Source organism: Pseudomonas sp. Mn2068 (assembly GCF_049319725.1).
Taxonomy (GTDB): Bacteria; Pseudomonadota; Gammaproteobacteria; order Pseudomonadales; family Pseudomonadaceae; genus Aquipseudomonas; species Aquipseudomonas gingeri.
The window spans coordinates 62,588-78,787 of record NZ_JBMOUG010000020.1; the positions used below are offsets into that span (position 1 = coordinate 62,588).

Annotated in this window: 18 protein-coding genes; 7 read left to right on the top strand and 11 right to left on the bottom strand. The window is 63.6% G+C overall.

Annotated elements, in window-relative coordinates; all coding sequences use genetic code 11:
* The first annotated feature begins 43 nt into the window (after nucleotides 1-43).
* Complete coding sequence (gene pabB / locus ACL9RJ_RS30185; protein ID WP_017128036.1) at nucleotides 44-1,387, top strand: aminodeoxychorismate synthase component I; 1,344 nt, start codon at nucleotides 44-46, stop codon at nucleotides 1,385-1,387.
* A 4-nt stretch (nucleotides 1,388-1,391) separates the two neighbouring features.
* Here pabB and thrH read toward each other — a convergent pair whose 3' ends face one another.
* Nucleotides 1,392-2,009, bottom strand: a complete 618-nt coding sequence (gene thrH / locus ACL9RJ_RS30190; RefSeq protein WP_017128035.1) for a bifunctional phosphoserine phosphatase/homoserine phosphotransferase ThrH — start codon at nucleotides 2,007-2,009, stop codon at nucleotides 1,392-1,394.
* 174 nt (nucleotides 2,010-2,183) lie between these two features.
* On the opposite strand from thrH, the gene ACL9RJ_RS30195 reads away from it, so the two are divergent.
* The gene (locus ACL9RJ_RS30195) at nucleotides 2,184-2,918 is read left to right on the top strand and encodes a phosphoadenylyl-sulfate reductase (RefSeq protein ID WP_212810674.1); all 735 of its coding nucleotides are present in this window, start codon (nucleotides 2,184-2,186) and stop codon (nucleotides 2,916-2,918) included.
* Between the two features lie 76 nt (nucleotides 2,919-2,994).
* On the opposite strand, the gene cysB is transcribed toward ACL9RJ_RS30195, so the two are convergent.
* The 6 genes from cysB to ACL9RJ_RS30225 form a co-directional block, all read right to left on the bottom strand.
* Nucleotides 2,995-3,969 (bottom strand): HTH-type transcriptional regulator CysB, encoded by a 975-nt coding sequence (cysB, locus tag ACL9RJ_RS30200; RefSeq protein WP_017128033.1) that lies wholly within the window; start codon nucleotides 3,967-3,969, stop codon nucleotides 2,995-2,997.
* A 112-nt stretch (nucleotides 3,970-4,081) separates the two neighbouring features.
* A complete protein-coding gene (locus tag ACL9RJ_RS30205; RefSeq protein WP_017128032.1) occupies nucleotides 4,082-4,582 on the bottom strand; it encodes a universal stress protein in 501 nt (166 codons plus the stop codon).
* Nucleotides 4,583-4,664: 82 nt separating this feature from the next.
* A complete protein-coding gene (locus tag ACL9RJ_RS30210) occupies nucleotides 4,665-5,576 on the bottom strand; it encodes a 5'-nucleotidase (RefSeq protein ID WP_017128031.1) in 912 nt (303 codons plus the stop codon).
* A 19-nt stretch (nucleotides 5,577-5,595) separates the two neighbouring features.
* Nucleotides 5,596-6,555 (bottom strand): putative 2-dehydropantoate 2-reductase, encoded by a 960-nt coding sequence (locus ACL9RJ_RS30215; protein WP_017128030.1) that lies wholly within the window; start codon nucleotides 6,553-6,555, stop codon nucleotides 5,596-5,598.
* Nucleotides 6,556-6,564: 9 nt separating this feature from the next.
* Nucleotides 6,565-7,527 carry a putative 2-dehydropantoate 2-reductase gene (locus ACL9RJ_RS30220; protein WP_212810672.1) on the bottom strand — a complete coding sequence of 321 codons (963 nt, stop codon included), beginning with the start codon at nucleotides 7,525-7,527 and terminating at the stop codon, nucleotides 6,565-6,567.
* Nucleotides 7,524-7,910: a thioredoxin family protein gene (locus ACL9RJ_RS30225; RefSeq protein ID WP_042936157.1), complete on the bottom strand. Its 387-nt coding sequence runs from the start codon at nucleotides 7,908-7,910 to the stop codon at nucleotides 7,524-7,526. The genes ACL9RJ_RS30220 and ACL9RJ_RS30225 overlap by 4 nt, the downstream gene beginning before the upstream one ends.
* Here ACL9RJ_RS30225 and ACL9RJ_RS30230 point away from each other — a divergent pair.
* Entirely contained in the window at nucleotides 7,909-8,355 is a 447-nt protein-coding gene (locus ACL9RJ_RS30230) for a PilZ domain-containing protein (protein ID WP_042936155.1), read from the top strand. The genes ACL9RJ_RS30225 and ACL9RJ_RS30230 overlap by 2 nt on opposite strands.
* Nucleotides 8,356-8,480: 125 nt before the next feature.
* Complete coding sequence (locus ACL9RJ_RS30235) at nucleotides 8,481-9,557, top strand: 3-deoxy-7-phosphoheptulonate synthase (protein ID WP_017128026.1); 1,077 nt, start codon at nucleotides 8,481-8,483, stop codon at nucleotides 9,555-9,557.
* A gap of 69 nt (nucleotides 9,558-9,626) precedes the next feature.
* On the opposite strand, the gene ACL9RJ_RS30240 is transcribed toward ACL9RJ_RS30235, so the two are convergent.
* The gene (locus ACL9RJ_RS30240) at nucleotides 9,627-9,908 is read right to left on the bottom strand and encodes a GNAT family N-acetyltransferase (RefSeq protein WP_017128025.1); all 282 of its coding nucleotides are present in this window, start codon (nucleotides 9,906-9,908) and stop codon (nucleotides 9,627-9,629) included.
* Between the two features lie 644 nt (nucleotides 9,909-10,552).
* On the opposite strand from ACL9RJ_RS30240, the gene oprI reads away from it, so the two are divergent.
* Nucleotides 10,553-10,804 carry an outer membrane lipoprotei OprI gene (gene oprI, locus ACL9RJ_RS30245; RefSeq protein WP_003448337.1) on the top strand — a complete coding sequence of 84 codons (252 nt, stop codon included), beginning with the start codon at nucleotides 10,553-10,555 and terminating at the stop codon, nucleotides 10,802-10,804.
* Nucleotides 10,805-10,928: 124 nt separating this feature from the next.
* On the opposite strand, the gene ACL9RJ_RS30250 is transcribed toward oprI, so the two are convergent.
* The 3 genes from ACL9RJ_RS30250 to ACL9RJ_RS30260 form a co-directional block, all read right to left on the bottom strand.
* Entirely contained in the window at nucleotides 10,929-11,897 is a 969-nt protein-coding gene (locus tag ACL9RJ_RS30250) for a L,D-transpeptidase family protein (RefSeq protein WP_017128024.1), read from the bottom strand.
* A 121-nt stretch (nucleotides 11,898-12,018) separates the two neighbouring features.
* Nucleotides 12,019-12,312 (bottom strand): hypothetical protein, encoded by a 294-nt coding sequence (locus ACL9RJ_RS30255; RefSeq protein WP_017128023.1) that lies wholly within the window; start codon nucleotides 12,310-12,312, stop codon nucleotides 12,019-12,021.
* Between the two features lie 55 nt (nucleotides 12,313-12,367).
* Nucleotides 12,368-12,973: an arylesterase gene (locus ACL9RJ_RS30260; RefSeq protein WP_017128022.1), complete on the bottom strand. Its 606-nt coding sequence runs from the start codon at nucleotides 12,971-12,973 to the stop codon at nucleotides 12,368-12,370.
* A 10-nt stretch (nucleotides 12,974-12,983) separates the two neighbouring features.
* On the opposite strand from ACL9RJ_RS30260, the gene ACL9RJ_RS30265 reads away from it, so the two are divergent.
* Together ACL9RJ_RS30265 and ACL9RJ_RS30270 are read left to right on the top strand one after the other, a co-directional pair.
* Nucleotides 12,984-13,667 carry an ABC transporter ATP-binding protein gene (locus tag ACL9RJ_RS30265; protein WP_017128021.1) on the top strand — a complete coding sequence of 228 codons (684 nt, stop codon included), beginning with the start codon at nucleotides 12,984-12,986 and terminating at the stop codon, nucleotides 13,665-13,667.
* A complete protein-coding gene (locus tag ACL9RJ_RS30270) occupies nucleotides 13,667-16,171 on the top strand; it encodes an ABC transporter permease (RefSeq protein WP_103032961.1) in 2,505 nt (834 codons plus the stop codon). The genes ACL9RJ_RS30265 and ACL9RJ_RS30270 overlap by 1 nt, the downstream gene beginning before the upstream one ends.
* Nucleotides 16,172-16,200 lie beyond the last annotated feature (29 nt).

Here is a 16,200-nt window from a genome sequence, read left to right on the forward strand (position 1 = left end):
GACTACAATCGCCGTCCGCGCGCCAAAGGCTGATCCGCCCCGCATGTTGACCTGCTCCGTACACCCGCTGCCCTATTCCCCCGATCCCGCCCGTTATTTCGCGGCGATTCGCCACGCCCCCGGCGCGGTGCTGCTCGACAGCGGCCGGCCGGCCGCCGAGCGCGGGCGTTATGACCTGCTCAGTGCCTGGCCGCTGGAGCAACTGGCGGTCCTGCCGAACGAGCCGGGCCAGGCTTTCCTGCGACGCCTGCGGGACAACCTCGATCGCCTCGGCGAAGCGACCCTGCCCGAGCCTTATGAGCTGCCGTTCGTCGGCGGGCTGATCGGTTATCTCAGCTACGATTTCGGTCGTCATCTCGAAGCGCTGCCCAGCAAGGCCCGGGACGACCTGCAACTGCCCGATGCCCGCTTCGGCCTGTACGCCTGGGCGCTGATCAGCGATCACCAGCAGGGCAGCAGCCAACTGGTCTTCCACCCCAGCGTGGCAAAAGCCGAGCGTGACCGCCTGATCGTTCTGTTCAGCCAGGCTCCGGCGGACGGACACGACGGGTTCCGGCTGACCACGCCGATGGCCGCGGACCTCGACGCCGAGACCTATCGCCAGGCCTTCGAGCGTATCCAGCAGTACATCCAGGCGGGCGATTGCTATCAGGTGAACTTTGCCCAGCGCTTTCGCGCGACCTGCCAGGGCGACCCGTGGATCGCCTACCGGGCCTTGCGGGCCGCCTGCCCGACACCGTTCTCCGGATTTCAGAGCCTGCCCGACCATGGCGCGATACTGAGCCTGTCACCGGAGCGTTTTGTCCGGGTCAGCGCTGGCCAGGTGGAAACCCGGCCGATCAAGGGTACCCGGCCACGGGGCAAGGATGCCGCCGAGGATGCGGCCAATGCCGCCGAACTGCTGGCCAGTGCCAAGGACCGCGCGGAAAACCTGATGATCGTCGATCTGCTGCGCAACGACCTCGGTCGCACCTGCCGGATCGGCAGCGTGCGGGTGCCGGAGCTGTTCAGCCTGGAGAGCTATCCGAACGTGCACCACCTGGTCAGCAGCGTGACCGGCGAACTGGCCGCCGGCCACGATGCCCTGGACCTGATCGCCGGTAGCTTCCCCGGCGGCTCGATCACCGGCGCGCCGAAGATCCGCGCCATGCAGATCATCGACGAACTCGAACCGACACGGCGCGCGCTGTACTGCGGCTCGCTGCTGTACCTGGACGTACGCGGCGAGATGGACAGCTCGATCGCCATCCGCAGCCTGCTGGTCAAGGATGGCCAGGTCTGCTGCTGGGGCGGCGGCGGGATTGTCGCCGACTCCGACTGGCAGGCGGAGTACCAGGAATCGATCACCAAGGTGAAGGTGCTGCTCGACACCCTGCAGGGCCTCTGAGCTACTAAAGACTCAGGGCGCGGTTCGACGCCTTGAGGAACTCCTGCTTCAAGTCGGCAAAGCTGTGCACCGCCGGGAACTGCGGGAACTCGCGGATCACATTGGCCGGTGCATGGAACAGGATGCCCACGTCCGCCTCGCCGAGCATGCTGGTGTCGTTGTACGAATCACCGGCGGCGATCACCCGGTAGTACAGGCTCTTGAACGCCAGCACCGACTGGCGCTTGGGGTCTTTCTGGCGCAACTGGTAATTCACCACCCGCCCCGTGTCATCGGTGACCAGGCGGTGGCACAACAGGGTGGGGAAACCCAGCTGGCGCATCAACGGCTGCGAAAACTCATAGAAGGTGTCCGAGAGGATCACCACCTGGAACCGCTCGCGCAGCCAGTCGACGAACTCGACCGCGCCGTCCAGCGGCTCGAGGGTGCCGATCACTTCCTGGATATCCGCCAGCTTGAGGCCGTGCTCGTCGAGAATCCGCAGGCGCTGCTTCATCAGGACGTCGTAGTCGGGAATATCCCGGGTGGTGGCCCTGAGCGATTCAATACCGGTTTTTTCAGCGAAGGCGATCCAGATTTCCGGAACCAGGACACCTTCCAGGTCGAGACAGGCAATTTCCACAGCACACTCCTTGATTGGGCGAACAGCCGGTTGCGCCGGCGGATCGGCGCAACCGGCACTCTAGCGGCTCATTCCCGGCGCCGCAACGCAGCGCAGCCGGCCCGCGTCCGCAGGATTTTGTTACTATTGCCGTCTATATGAGCGCAAAGCGCCACTGACTGTAGGAACCGCCTGATGAGCCAACCGTTCGACGTCGCTGAACTTGCCGCGACATACGCCAACAAATCCGCCCAGGACATCCTCAAGCTGGCCTTTGCCCAGTTTGGCGACGACCTGTGGATATCTTTCAGCGGTGCCGAGGACGTGGTGCTGGTGGACATGGCCTGGAAGCTGAACAAGAACGTCAAGGTCTTCAGCCTCGACACCGGTCGCCTGCACCCGGAGACCTATCGTTTTATCGATCAGGTCCGCGAGTTCTACAAGATCGACATCGAGCTGGTGTCCCCCGACCACAGCCAGCTCGAACCCTTCGTCAAGGAAAAGGGCCTGTTCAGCTTCTACAAGGACGGTCATGGCGAGTGCTGCGGCATCCGCAAGATCGAACCGCTGCGGCGCAAGCTGTCCGGCGTGACGGCCTGGGCCACCGGCCAGCGTCGCGACCAGAGTCCGGGCACCCGCAGCCAGGTGGCGGTGCTGGAAATCGACAGCGCCTTCTCGACCCCGGAACGTACCCTGTACAAGTTCAACCCGCTGGCACAGATGAGCAGCGAGGAAATCTGGGGCTACATCCGCATGCTCGAACTGCCGTACAACAGCCTGCACGAACGCGGCTTCATCAGCATCGGTTGCGAGCCCTGCACCCGCCCGGTACTGCCCAACCAGCACGAGCGCGAAGGTCGCTGGTGGTGGGAAGAAGCCACCCAGAAGGAATGTGGCCTGCACGCCGGCAATCTGATCGCCAAGAACTGAAGCGCAGCTTCAGGATCGTATCCCGCCCCCATGAAAAAGCCCCGAACCAGTCGGGGCTTTTTCCTGTCCGGGTGACTCAGTGCACCGGCAACTCGACGCCGTCGAACAGCTCTTCGAGTTCCTGCTTGTTGTGGCACTGGATGGCCTTGGCCATGACTTCGCGGGTCAAGTGCGGCGCGAACTTCTCGATGAAGTCGCACATGAAGCCGCGCAGGAAGGTGCCGCGACGGAAGCCGATCTTGGTCACGCTGGACTCGAACAGCTCGCTGGCGTCGAGTACCACCAGGTCCTTGTCGAGCACCGTGTCGACCGCCATTTTCGCGACGATCCCGACACCCAGGCCCAGGCGCACGTAGGTCTTGATCACGTCGGCGTCGGCGGCGGTGAACACCACTTTCGGGGTCAGGCCACGATGGCTGAAAGCCTCGTCCAGCTTGGAACGCCCGGTGAAACCGAACACGTAGGTCACGATCGGGTATTCGGCCAGGGTTTCCAGGGTCAGCTTCGGCAGCTTGGTCAGCGGATGCCCCTGGGGCACCACCACGCAGCGGTTCCAGCGATAGCACGGCATCATCACCAGGTCGCCGAACAGTTCCAGTGCCTCGGTGGCAATCGCGAAATCCACGGTACCGTCAGCGGCCATCTCGGCGATCTGCATCGGCGAACCCTGGTGCATGTGCAACGCGACATCCGGGTACTGCTTGATGAAATTGCTGATCACCGGCGGCAAGGCATAACGCGCCTGGGTATGGGTGGTGGCGATCGACAGGGTGCCCTTCTTTTCGTTGGAGAATTCCTGGGCGATCTGCTTGATGCTCTCGACCTTGCGCAGGATCTCGCCGGCGGTGGTGATGATCCGCTCACCGGCCGGCGTGACGCGGGTCAGGTGCTTGCCGCTGCGGGCGAAAACCTCGACGCCCAACTCGTCTTCGAGCAGGCGGATCTGCTTGCTGATACCCGGCTGTGAGGTGTAGAGGCTTTGGGCCGTCGCGGAGACGTTGAGGTCGTGGTGCGCCACTTCCCAGATGTAGCGCAGTTGTTGAAGCTTCATATGTATCCCTCAAAGCAGGTAGACGCCACAGGCAGCAGCGGCGATATATAACTATATGAATGGTTTGAAGAATAAATCTAGAACTTTTTTATCAATTCGTCGAATTTCCGGCTCAGCTATCGCTGTGCCGACGACGCTGCAACAGCGGCACGAGATAGACCGGCACCTGGGACAACTGCAGGACCCGCGCGGCGGTACGCCCCAAGTGTGCCTCCGCCCCGGTGCCATGACTGTGACTTCCGACAATCAACAAATCGACCGCCAGCTTTTGCGCCTGGGCAAGAATGACTTGTGAAGGATCCCCCTGGATCACCTGGACCGACTGGATCATCGCCAGGTCCTGCTGCCCTTCCCCCAACTCCTCGCGAAAGCTGTCCAATACCCGTTGCTCGATATTGGCCATCACGGTGTTAAGACCCTGGCTGTGCAATTCGTTCAATGCCTGCTCATCCAGGTAACTCTGCAACACCGACTCCGCGAACAAACCCATGGGTTCGACAGCATGCACTACATATAAGTCAGCCTTGAACGTTCGTGCCAGCCCGAGCGCATGCTGCATGACGTAAGGCGCATACAGGCCAAGGTCGGTGGCATACAGCATCGAACGAATCATGGGGGCCTCCTCGAGTGCCAGGATGGCGGAGATGGATTGAGCTTAGCAGCGCGTCGGGGAGTTCGGCGCCCTGCTGGTCGGGCTAATCCGGCAGCCGTTGCTCGTTGCTGATGCCATGGGGTACATGCCCGGTCGCGACCACTTCGCGGGCCTTCTCGCAATGCCCGGCCTGGTCGTCGAAAAACACATCGGCGGCGAAGGCTTCGAGGAACGCCGACTTTTCCAGGCCACCGAGAAACAGCGATTCGTCGAGGCGGATATCCCATTCGCGTAACGTGCGGATCACCCGTTCATGGGCCGGCGCGGAACGAGCCGTGACCAGGGCGGTACGGATCGGACAGGTCTCGTCGGGGAACTCGCGCTGCAACAGATTGAGCGCCGCCAGGAAGCCCTTGAACGGACCGCCGCGCAACGGCTCGCGCGCCGATTCGCGCTCGCTGGCCTGGAACGCCTCCAGGCCACCCAACTGGTAGATCCGCTCCGACTCATCGGAGAACAGCACCGCGTCACCGTCGAAGGCGATCCGCAGTTCGCCGCTGGCGGCACGCCGGGCGCCGCCGGAAAGGATGGTCGCCGCGGCGAAACCGGCGTCGAGGGCACTGCGCACATCCTCGGCGTGGGTCGACAGGAACAGGTGACAGCCAAAGGCCGCCAGGTACGGATAAGGGCTGCGGCCACCGACAAACGCCGCCCGGGAAATATCCAGGGCGTAATGCTGGATCGAGTTGAAGACCCGCAAGCCGGTGTCCGCGCTGTTGCGCGACACCAGCACCACCTCGACCCGGGCGCGACCGAGGCTGGCATTCAGGCTCAGGAGTTTCTTCACCAGGGGAAAGGCATCGCCCGGTTCGAGGATCTCTTCCTCATGCTCGATCTGGTATTTGCGATAGGCCTCGACCCCCTGCGCCAGATAGACCTTGTGGCTTTCACTCAGGTCGAACAGCGCCCGCGACGAAATCGCCAACACCAGCTTGTCACCCAGGCCCTTTGCCATGCTGTCTCTCCTGGCTGTTTCAGCCGTTGTGCGCGTCGATGAAATCCAGGGCCTGGTAGAGCGCGCGGATCCTGGGCAGCTCGCACCCGGCTTCCCGGGCGGCGGCCAGTGGCCGGGCATACACCGCCTCCAGTTCCAGCGGGCGCTTGTGCAGGAAATCGTGGTACATGCTCGGCCAGTAGTCCGGCATCTTTTCCGTGACCTTGAACAGGTGCTCGGCATAACCGCCGGGCAGGACATGACCGCAGGCCTCGGCGCCCTGCACCACTTCCGCCATCAGTGCCTGGATCAGCTCGCGGCTGCTGGCATCGCTCATCAAGGGCGTGGTACTGGCCCGCAGCAACACCGACAGGCCGTTGTAAGGCACGTTCCACACCAGCTTCTGCCAGCGCGCCTGCTGCAGGTTGGCCATGGCCTGGGACTCGATGCCGGCCTCGCGGAACAACCGCGCGCCCTCCTCGACCAGTGCCTGGCGAGCGCTTTCATCCTCGCGCAACGGACCGCTGTGATAACCGATGTTCACGGCGCCGAGGGCCTGGTGCACGACAGCGCCGGGGCCGCTGCGGTGTACACAGATGAAACACAGGCCGCCGAGCAGATGCAGCGAATCGGGCAACAACGGGCGCAACTCCTCCTCGACTTCCAGGCCGTTCTGCAACAGCAGGACCCTGGCGTCCGGTGCCGCGGCCTTGGCGATCAGCGGGGCGAGACTGGCATTGCTGGTGGTCTTGGCCCCCACCAGCAACCAGTCGCAGGGCGGCATGTCGTCGGCCGAGGCGTAGGCCTGGACCGGATCCAGGTGCAGCGGGCCATGGACGGCGCTGTCGATATGCAGGCCGCCGTCGGCCACCGCCGAGAACTCGCTGCGCAACAGAAAGTGCACGTCGAAGCCGGCACGCGCCAGCATCACACCGTAGAACCCGCCGATGGCGCCGGTCCCGATAATGCCGACCCGCGGCCTGGTCACTGAAACTGTCATGGCGACTCCTTACTGGGAAAGCTGTCGTGATTCGAGAAAACTCAATGCCTGGAGCAGTGTCTGCGTCCGCGGCATTTCGCAGCCGGCCTGCCGCGCCGCGGCCAGCGGGCGCACGTAGATCGCCTCCAGCTCCATGGGCCGACGGCGCCGATAATCGTGGTACATGCTCGGATGATAATCCGGGACCCTGGCCGCCATGTACATCAACTGCTCGATGAATCCCGGCGGCAACGGATAGCCGCAAGCACTGGCGGCCTCGGCCACTTCCTCCATCAGGCCCTGCACCAGGGCCCGGCTGTCGGGGTCGGCCATCATCCGTTCGGTGCCGCTGTCGAGCAGGACCGACAGGCCGTTGGTGGCAATATTGAGCACCAGTTTCTGCCAGCGCGCCTGCTGCAGGTCGTCGATCACCCATGACTCCAGCCCGGCCCGGCGAAACAGCCCTGCCGCGGCTTCCACCACCGCTCGCCGTGCCGGCTCGTCCGCCGCCGGACCGCTGTGATAGGCAATGTTGACCCCGCCCATGGCCTGATGCACCACCACGCCGGGGGACTCGCGATGCACGCAGTTGAGGCACAGGCCGCCCAGCAGGTGCAACTCGTCGGGCAGTGCCAGGCGCAACCGTTCCTCGACCTCCAGGCCGTTCTGCATCAGCAGGATGCCCGCTCCGGGCGCGGCGATATCGGCCAGCGATGCCAGCAACCGCGGATCGTCCAGCGCCTTGGTGCAGATCAACAGCCAGTCGCAGCGCGGCAGGTCCTGCGCGGCGACATAGGCCTGGACCGGATTGAGGATCAACCGGCCATGGATCAGGCTGTCGAGGAACAGGCCATGGGCAGCCACCTGTTGAAATTCGCTGCGCAGCAGAAAGTGCACATCGAAACCGGCGCGGGCCAGCATCACCCCGTAGAAAGTACCGATGGCCCCCGTACCGATAATACCGATGCGCGGGGAAGCCCCGTGCTCTGTCATGGCAACTCCTCTGGAATGCCGGCCAATGCCCGTTCCAGGCCTTCGGCAAGCGCGTTCAAGGTCAACCGGCAACGCAAGGCGCCGTAGAACTCGCCATCCCTGACCACGAACAGCGCCGGCAGGTGAAACACTTCATAACGCTGGACCAGCCCGCCGTTGTCACCGGCATCGATCCAGCACAGGCGCTCCACCGCCAGTCCCAGGCCCGGCAATACTTCGCGGGCGAAACGGCAGGAAGCGCAGCCGACACTGGTGAAGATAACCAGGGAAACACCTGGCAGGGCCAATAAATTCCGGTCCGCGTCAAAATCGGACAACTCCAGTCCCTTCACTATACTGGGGGGAAGTTTTTGCGGTGACCCGCACAGGGAGTCGTTTGTCATGGTGCGTTTTCTACCTCATCCCGTAGACGTTCCAGTAAAACTGACCTTGCTCGAACATTCCTGCATTTCCCGCCATCGGTTGCGAACCCTCAGCCTCGGCGGCATCGCCTGCCCCTCTCCGCGGGCCTGGCGGCATGGCTCGGCCCTGGAAATGTGCATTCCGAGCCTGGGCGAAGCCGCATGTTACTCCGGCTACGTGGCCTGGTGCCTGAAACGCAAGCATGCGTTTCTGGTGGGCATCGCCTTTGTCGACGAACAGACCCTGTTCGGCGCCCGCATGAGCGAACAGATCTGCCAGATCGAACGCTACCGGCGGGTGCGCGAACAGCAGAATGCCCAGCCGCAGAATATCGAGGCGATTGCCCAGGAATGGGTGCAGCAGCATGCCAGCGATTTCTCCCACGCCAGCCTCGAACAGCCATTTATAAGGGCTTTACTGGATTAAACAGGCCGCTGCCCATTGCCCGGCCACGGTCTAACGCGCTAAGGTTCCGCTCCCCGACACGCTCAATCGCTGTGCTCCGCCGCGCGGGGCTGGCGGCCGGCACCTGTGACCTGACGAGTAACACGATGGCTGATTTACCGATCAACGACCTTAACGTCGCCTCCAACGAGACGCTGATCACGCCCGATCAGCTCAAGCGTGACATTCCCTTGAGCGAGGCTGCCCTGCGCACCGTGACCAAGGGCCGCGAGGTGATTCGCAATATTCTCGATGGCACGGACCATCGCCTGTTCGTCGTTATCGGGCCCTGCTCGATCCACGACATCAAGGCCGCCCACGAGTACGCCGAGCGCCTCAAGGTGCTGGCCGCCGAAGTCTCCGACAGCCTGTACCTGGTGATGCGTGTCTATTTCGAGAAGCCGCGGACCACGGTCGGCTGGAAAGGCCTGATCAACGACCCTTACCTGGATGACTCGTTCAAGATCCAGGACGGCCTGCACATCGGTCGCCAATTGCTCCTGGACCTGGCCGAGATGGGCCTGCCCACCGCCACCGAAGCCCTTGACCCGATCTCGCCGCAGTACCTGCAGGACCTGATCAGCTGGTCGGCCATCGGCGCGCGCACCACCGAATCCCAGACCCACCGTGAAATGGCCTCCGGCCTGTCCTCGGCAGTCGGTTTCAAGAACGGCACTGACGGCGGCCTGACCGTGGCGATCAACGCCCTGCAGTCGGTTTCCAGCCCGCACCGCTTCCTCGGCATCAACCAGGAAGGTGGCGTGTCGATCGTCACCACCAAGGGCAATGCCTACGGTCACGTGGTCCTGCGCGGTGGCAACGGCAAGCCGAACTACGACTCGGTGAGCGTCGCGGTCTGCGAACAGGCCCTGGCCAAGGCCAAGATCAAGGCCAACATCATGGTCGATTGCAGCCACGCCAACTCCAACAAGGACCCGGCCCTGCAGCCGCTGGTGATGGAGAACGTCGCCAACCAGATCCTCGAAGGCAACCAGTCGATTATCGGCCTGATGGTCGAAAGTCATCTGAACTGGGGCTGTCAGGCCATTCCGAAAGACCTCGCCGACCTGCAATACGGCGTGTCCATCACCGATGCCTGCATCGACTGGGAAAGCACCGAGAAAACCTTGCGCAGCATGCATGCCAAGCTCAAGGATGTGCTGCCCAAGCGGACACGCAGCTGATGGCGGATTGATCTGCCGCACACAAAAACGCCGGGCAATGCCCGGCGTTTTTGCAGGTGTTCGATTGACTCAGATCTTCGCGGCGTGCCGCTGATGACGTTCCATGTAGCGCTCTACATAGGAGCAGGAAGGAATCACCGTATACCCCATGCGATCGGCGTACTCGAGCGCCTGTTCGGTCAGGGCCGCCGCAATGCCTCGGCCACGCAACGCGTTGGGCACGAACGTGCGGTAGATATCCAGGGTCTGCTTACCCAGGTCCATATAGGTCAGGTAGGCACGATGACCGTCCACATTGGTCTCGAACTGATGACCAGCCTGGTCATGGTGGATGGACAACGCCTCGCTCATCACTACTCCTCGCGGGTCTTGGTATTCGACCCTACCTTACCGATCTTTTTCCGGCGAAGGAACCACTACGCCACCCCGTGCCGATTTGGACAACGAGAAAAGCCGACCGCTCCCTGAAAAACCGAGCACGTATCAAATAGTAGGCACCCTTGGCCCAAATGCTCAAGACACGCTCGTCACGTGCTCTATCACCGCTTCGATGATAGCGCGGCCGAACACACCCTTTGGGTGGAAAACCTGAACACGGGCTGAAGATTGCCGGAATGTTGTGCTGTTATGACGAGCGCCCTTGGTTAAAGTCACTTTTCATTTAGCAAAAGAGCCTCCCCCGCCGCGACGACGGTAGAGAGCAAGAGTCATCCGCTACTGTTAGAACGACTCTTAGATGCACACTGGCGACACGTCGCTGATGGCACACTAGTGCACTTGAAGATCGCACAATGCGCTCAGAACAGGGTCTACAGCTGCATATTTTTTATACAGGATCATGAAAAGTTAGCTGAAAAATATTCAGCATCAAGAATTTTTTTTGCTTCTTGCGTTACGTCAGTTTACTTACTACAAGTAATGGGTAGTATGTACGCCGGCTATTTCCTCACTCTGGGGTTATGGTCATTAATAGAAAGTCCTTGAAGGGGAACACGATGAACAACGTTCTGAAATTCTCGGCTCTGGCCCTGGCCGCTGTTCTGGCTACCGGTTGCAGCAGCGTATCCAAAGAAACCGAAGCTCGTCTGACTGCTACTGAAGACGCTGCTGCTCGTGCTCAGGCTCGTGCTGACGAAGCCTACCGCAAAGCTGATGAAGCTCTGGCTGCTGCTCAAAAAGCACAACAGACTGCTGACGAAGCTAACGAGCGCGCTCTGCGCATGCTGGAAAAAGCAAGCCGCAAGTAATAGTCCCTCGGGGCTGTTATCAAGCCGATCCATCTTTGGATCGGCTTTTTTATGCCCGTGTGTTTTCCATGGCGCATAAAAAACCCGCCCGGACAGCAGTGCCCGGGCGGGTCGATTGAAACCGTTACTGCTGCAGGTCGATAGGCGCGTTCGACACCAGCGGCGCCGCACCCGGCACGGCGATTTCGGTCGGCAGGCCATCTTCGGCGGCGACCACGTCACGCACCTCGTCCCAGTTCACCCGCAGGTTCTTCGCCAGGTCGTCACGCTTGAGCAGGGCGTTGATCACCGCGGTGTGCTTGTCGACCACCGACGGGTTGCCGTTGTCATCCAGCGGCGTGTGCGCCTCCAGGTAGACCTTGCCGCCACTGATGCCGAACTTGTAGGCCTCGTTGATGATCCGTACCGAAGTACCGACCGGCACCATGCCGGCCATTTCCAGCACGTTGTTGTTGAACATGCGGAAGCAGCCGTGGCTGGTCCGGGTACCGATACCGAACTTCATGTTCGAACCATGGATCAGGTAGCCCGGCGTACCGAGGGTGAACTTGAACGGCCCCAGCGGGTTGTCCGGACCGGCCGGCACCACGTTGGGCAGCGGATCGCCGTTGGCGGCGTGTTCGGCCTTGATCGAGGCCGGCGGCGTCCAGGTCGGGTTCGGCGTCTTGGCGGTAATGGTGGTGTGGGCGATCGGCGAGCCCCAGCCCTCGCGCCCGATCCCCAGCGGGAAGGTGTAGACCACGTTCCGGCCTTTCGGGAAGTAGTACAGGCGATACTCGGCCAGGTTGATCACGATGCCTTCGCGCGGCCCGGGCGGCAGGATGAAGCGGGTCGGCAGGACGATATCGGTGCCTGCCCCCGGCAACCAGGCATCGACGCCCGGGTTGGCCGCGACCATCTCCGAATAGCCCAGGTCGTAGGTGGTGCCCAGGTCGGCAAAGGTATCTTCATACTTGGCCTTGATCACCTGGACCTGGCCGACGATGTCCTCGCCCGGTGGTGGCAGCGGCAATTCCAGCGCGCTAACGGGACCCGCCGCGCACAGGGCGGCAATGGACAGGCAACGGGTGACGGCAGGAAAGCGCGACAACATCCGGGAAATCCTTCGCATGATCAACGGAAAAATAAAACGCGATTGTACACCGACGCCGCCCCGCAGCGGGAGGTCGTCCCCGAGGACATTAGCAGCGCTTCAGCTGGCAGACAGGCAGGTTTTACAGTTCGAAACGCAATTCCGGCCAGATCGGCGGCGTACCACGCTTCTGCGATTCGAGAATCGCCCGGCACAGCGGGCACAGGCGCTGGTCGCGGAAGATCGACTTGTCCACCCCCGACCAGCGTGGCTGCGCGGGCAACAAGGTGCCGCAGAGCGTCCGATCGGCGGAGCCGCCCAGCTCAAGCTGACGCGTGACCAGGTGCACCCGCACTTCCTGGCAGGCGAACAGATCCAGCTGTTCGTCGGGTTCGATCAGTTGATAGGCAAATAGGGACCAGGCGGGACGCTGCATCGGGGGCTCCAGATCGGGGGCGCCACCTTAGCCGAAAAACCGTCGCTAAAAAAGCTCAAAGCAGCGGTTTCAGGGTCGGCCAGACGTTATCGAGCAACTTGCCCTGACCGGCGGGCGCCGGGTGGATGCCGTCGGCCTGCATCAGCTCCGGATGACCGCCCACACCGTCGAGGAAAAACGGCACCAGCGGGATGTTCTTCTCCTGGGCCAGGGTCGGATACACCTCGGCAAACGCCTTGACGTAGCGCGCGCCATAGTTGGGAGGCAGTTGCATGCCCAGCAGCAGGACCTTGGCACCACTGGCCCGGGACTGGTCGATCATCGATGCAAGATTTTGTTTCAATTGCGTTGGCAGTTGTCCGCGCAGGCCGTCGTTGCCCCCCAGTTCGAGAATCACCAGGTCCGGCTTGTGCTCTGCAAGCAGCGCCGGCAGCCGCGCCTGGCCTCCGGCACTGGTGTCGCCACTGATCGAGGCATTGACCACCTTGTCCTGGAAACCCTCGTCCCTGAGGCGCTTTTCCAGCAGCGACACCCAACCGACACGGGTATCCAGGCCGAAAGCCGCGCTGATACTATCGCCAACGATCAGGACTGTACCCGCCGCCGCGTTCTGGGCCATGCACATCAAGGCCAGGCCGGCACTCAAAAACCACACTCGCATCGGATTCTCCATGGGCGAAAGCATTCTCACCGCGCAGAACCTTAGCAAAGTGGTTCCCAGCGCGGAAGGTGAACTGACCATCCTGCACCCTTTGAGCCTGACATTGAACAAGGGCGACAGCCTCGCCATCGTCGGCGCCTCCGGTTCCGGCAAATCCACCCTGCTCGGCCTGCTGGCCGGCCTCGACCTGCCCAGCAGCGGCGAAGTGACCCTGGCCGGGCGTGCCCTGAGCAGCCTGGACGAGGACCAGCGTGCACGCGTGCGCGCCGAACACGTCGGTTTCGTGTTCCAGAGCTTCCAGTTGCTCGACAGCCTCAACGCCCTGGAAAACGTCATGCTGCCGCTGGAACTGGACGGCCGCAGCGACGCCCGCGAGCGCGCGCGCCACCTGCTGGAACGGGTCGGCCTGGGCCAACGCCTGACCCATTCGCCGCGCCAGTTGTCCGGGGGCGAGCAGCAACGGGTGGCCATCGCCCGGGCCTTTGCCGCCGAACCGGATGTACTGTTCGCCGACGAGCCGACCGGCAACCTCGACAGCCACACCGGCGAACGCATCAGCGACCTGCTGTTCGAATTGAACAAGGAGCGCGGCACCACCCTGGTGCTGGTGACCCATGACGAACGCCTGGCCCACCGTTGCCGGCGCCTGATCCGCCTTGAAGCCGGCCAGCTGGTCGGCCCCCTGGAGCCTTGATGGCACGCCTGCCGCTGTTGCGCCTGTTCAGCCTCGCCACCCGCCAGCTCCTGCGCGATGCCCGTGCCGGCGAGTTGCGGGTACTGTTCTTCGCCCTGCTGGTCGCCGTGGCGGCCAGCACCGCCATCGGCTATTTCGGCGCCCGCCTGAACGGCGCGATGATGCTGCGCGCCACCGAATTCCTCGCCGCCGACCTGGTGCTCGACGGCACTTCGACAGCCCGCCCGGAGCAGATCCAGAGCGGCCGCGACCTCGGCCTGGAGCATGCGCGGATCGTCGAATTCTCCAGCGTGATCGCCACCGACAACGGCATCCAGCTGTCGAGCATCAAGGCCGCCGACGACCGCTACCCCCTGCGCGGCGAACTGAAAAGCGCCGCCGAGCCGTTTGGCGCCGAAACCGCCGGCGGCGGCCCGCGGCCCGGCGAGGCCTGGGTCGAAGCCCGGCTGATGACCGCGCTGGACCTGAAGATCGGCGACAGCATCGATGTCGGCATGAAGACCGTGCGCCTGGCCCGGGTGCTCACCTATGAACCGGACCGGGCCGGAAACTTCTACAGCCTGACCCCACGCGTGCTGATCAACCTCGCGGACCTGGAAGCCACCGGCGTGGTGCAGCCCGGTAGCCGGGTCAACTACCGGGAGCTCTGGCGCGGCCCGGCCAGCGCCCTGCTCACCTACCGCGACCTGATCAAGCCGGGACTGGCGGCGAACCAGCGCCTGCTCGATGCCCGCGACGGCAACCAGCAGATCGGCGGGGCCCTGGGCAAGGCCGAGCGTTACCTGAACATGGCGAGCCTGGTGGCGGTGCTGTTGTCCGGGGTGGCCGTGGCCCTCAGCGCGACCCGCTTCGCCGCCCGCCGCTTCGATGCCAGCGCCCTGCTGCGCTGCCTCGGGCTGTCGCGCCGGGAAACCATGGCCCTGTTCAGCCTGCAACTGGCGATCCTCGGCCTGCTCGCCAGCATCAGCGGCGCCCTGCTCGGCTGGCTCGCGCAGTTGGGACTGTTCTATCTGCTGCACGACCTGTTGCCCGCCGATGTGCCGCCCGGCGGCCTGATCCCGGCCATCGCCGGGATCGGCACAGGCCTGGTGGCCCTGGCCGGTTTCGCCCTGCCGCCACTGGCCGCGCTGGGTCGGGTACCGCCGCTGCGGGTACTGCGCCGCGACCTGTTGCCGATCCCGGCCAGCACCTGGCTGGTCTACGGCACCGCACTGCTGGCCCTCGGCCTGATCATGTGGCGCCTGAGCCTCGACCTGGTGCTGACTTTCGCCCTCCTCGGCGGCGGCGTGATTGCCGCGCTGGTGCTCGGCGGCCTGCTGCTCCTTGGCCTGCAAAGCCTGCGCCGGCTGCTGGCCGGCGCGGCGCTGCCCTGGCGCCTGGGACTGGGCCAGTTGCTGCGCCATCCACTGGCCGCCGCCGGCCAATCCCTGGCCTTCGGCCTGATCCTGCTGTCCATGGCACTGATCGCGCTGCTGCGTGGCGAGTTGCTGGACACCTGGCAGAACCAGTTGCCCAAGGACGCACCGAACTATTTCGCCCTGAATATCCTGCCGGCGGACAAGGACGGCTTCCGTGACCACCTGATCAAGCTGTCGGCCCAGTCGGCGCCGATCTACCCGGTGGTGCCGGGCCGCCTGATCAGCATCAACGGCGAGCCGGTGCAGGAGATCGTCAGCAAGGATTCCAGCGGCGACCGCGCGATCCAGCGCGACCTGAGCCTGACCTGGGCCGCCGACCTGCCTCCGGGCAACCTCCTGACCGCCGGCAGTTGGTGGTCGGGCCAGCCGGACACCGATATCCCCGGTGTCTCGGTGGAAGCCAAGGTCGCTGACAGCCTGAAACTCAAGCTCGGCGATCACCTGGTCTTCACCGTCGGGGGGGCCAACCGCGAGGCGCGGGTGACCAGCCTGCGCAGCATCAACTGGGACAACTTCCAGCCGAACTTCTTCATGATCTTCCAGCCCGGCACCTTGCAGGACCTGCCGGCCACCTACCTGACCAGCTTCTATCTGGCGCCAGGACATGACAAGGATATCGTCGAGCTGTCCCGGGCCTTCCCGGCGGTGACCATCCTGCAGGTCGAAGCCCTGCTCGAACAGCTGCGCAGCATCCTCGCGCAGGTCACCATCGCCGTCGAATACGTGTTGCTGTTCGTCCTCGCGGCGGGCATGGCGGTGCTGTTCTCCGGCCTGCAGGCGACCCTCGACGAACGCATTCGCCAGGGTGCGCTGTTGCGCGCGCTGGGGGCGGAGCGGCGCCTGCTGGTCAAGGCCCGGCGGATCGAGTTCGGCTTGCTCGGCGCGGCCAGCGGCCTGCTGGCGGCACTGGGCGCGGAACTGGTGAGCCTGGTGTTGTACCGGTTTGCCTTCGACCTGCCCTGGCACCCTCATCCGTGGCTGTTGCTGCTGCCGCTGATCGGTGCGTTGATGGTCGGTGGCGCGGGTGTCTTCGGCACCCGCCGGGCGCTGAATGCCAGCCCGCTGACAGTGCTGCGCGAGGGCTGATAGACTCGCGCCCCCGTTAACCTGATGGA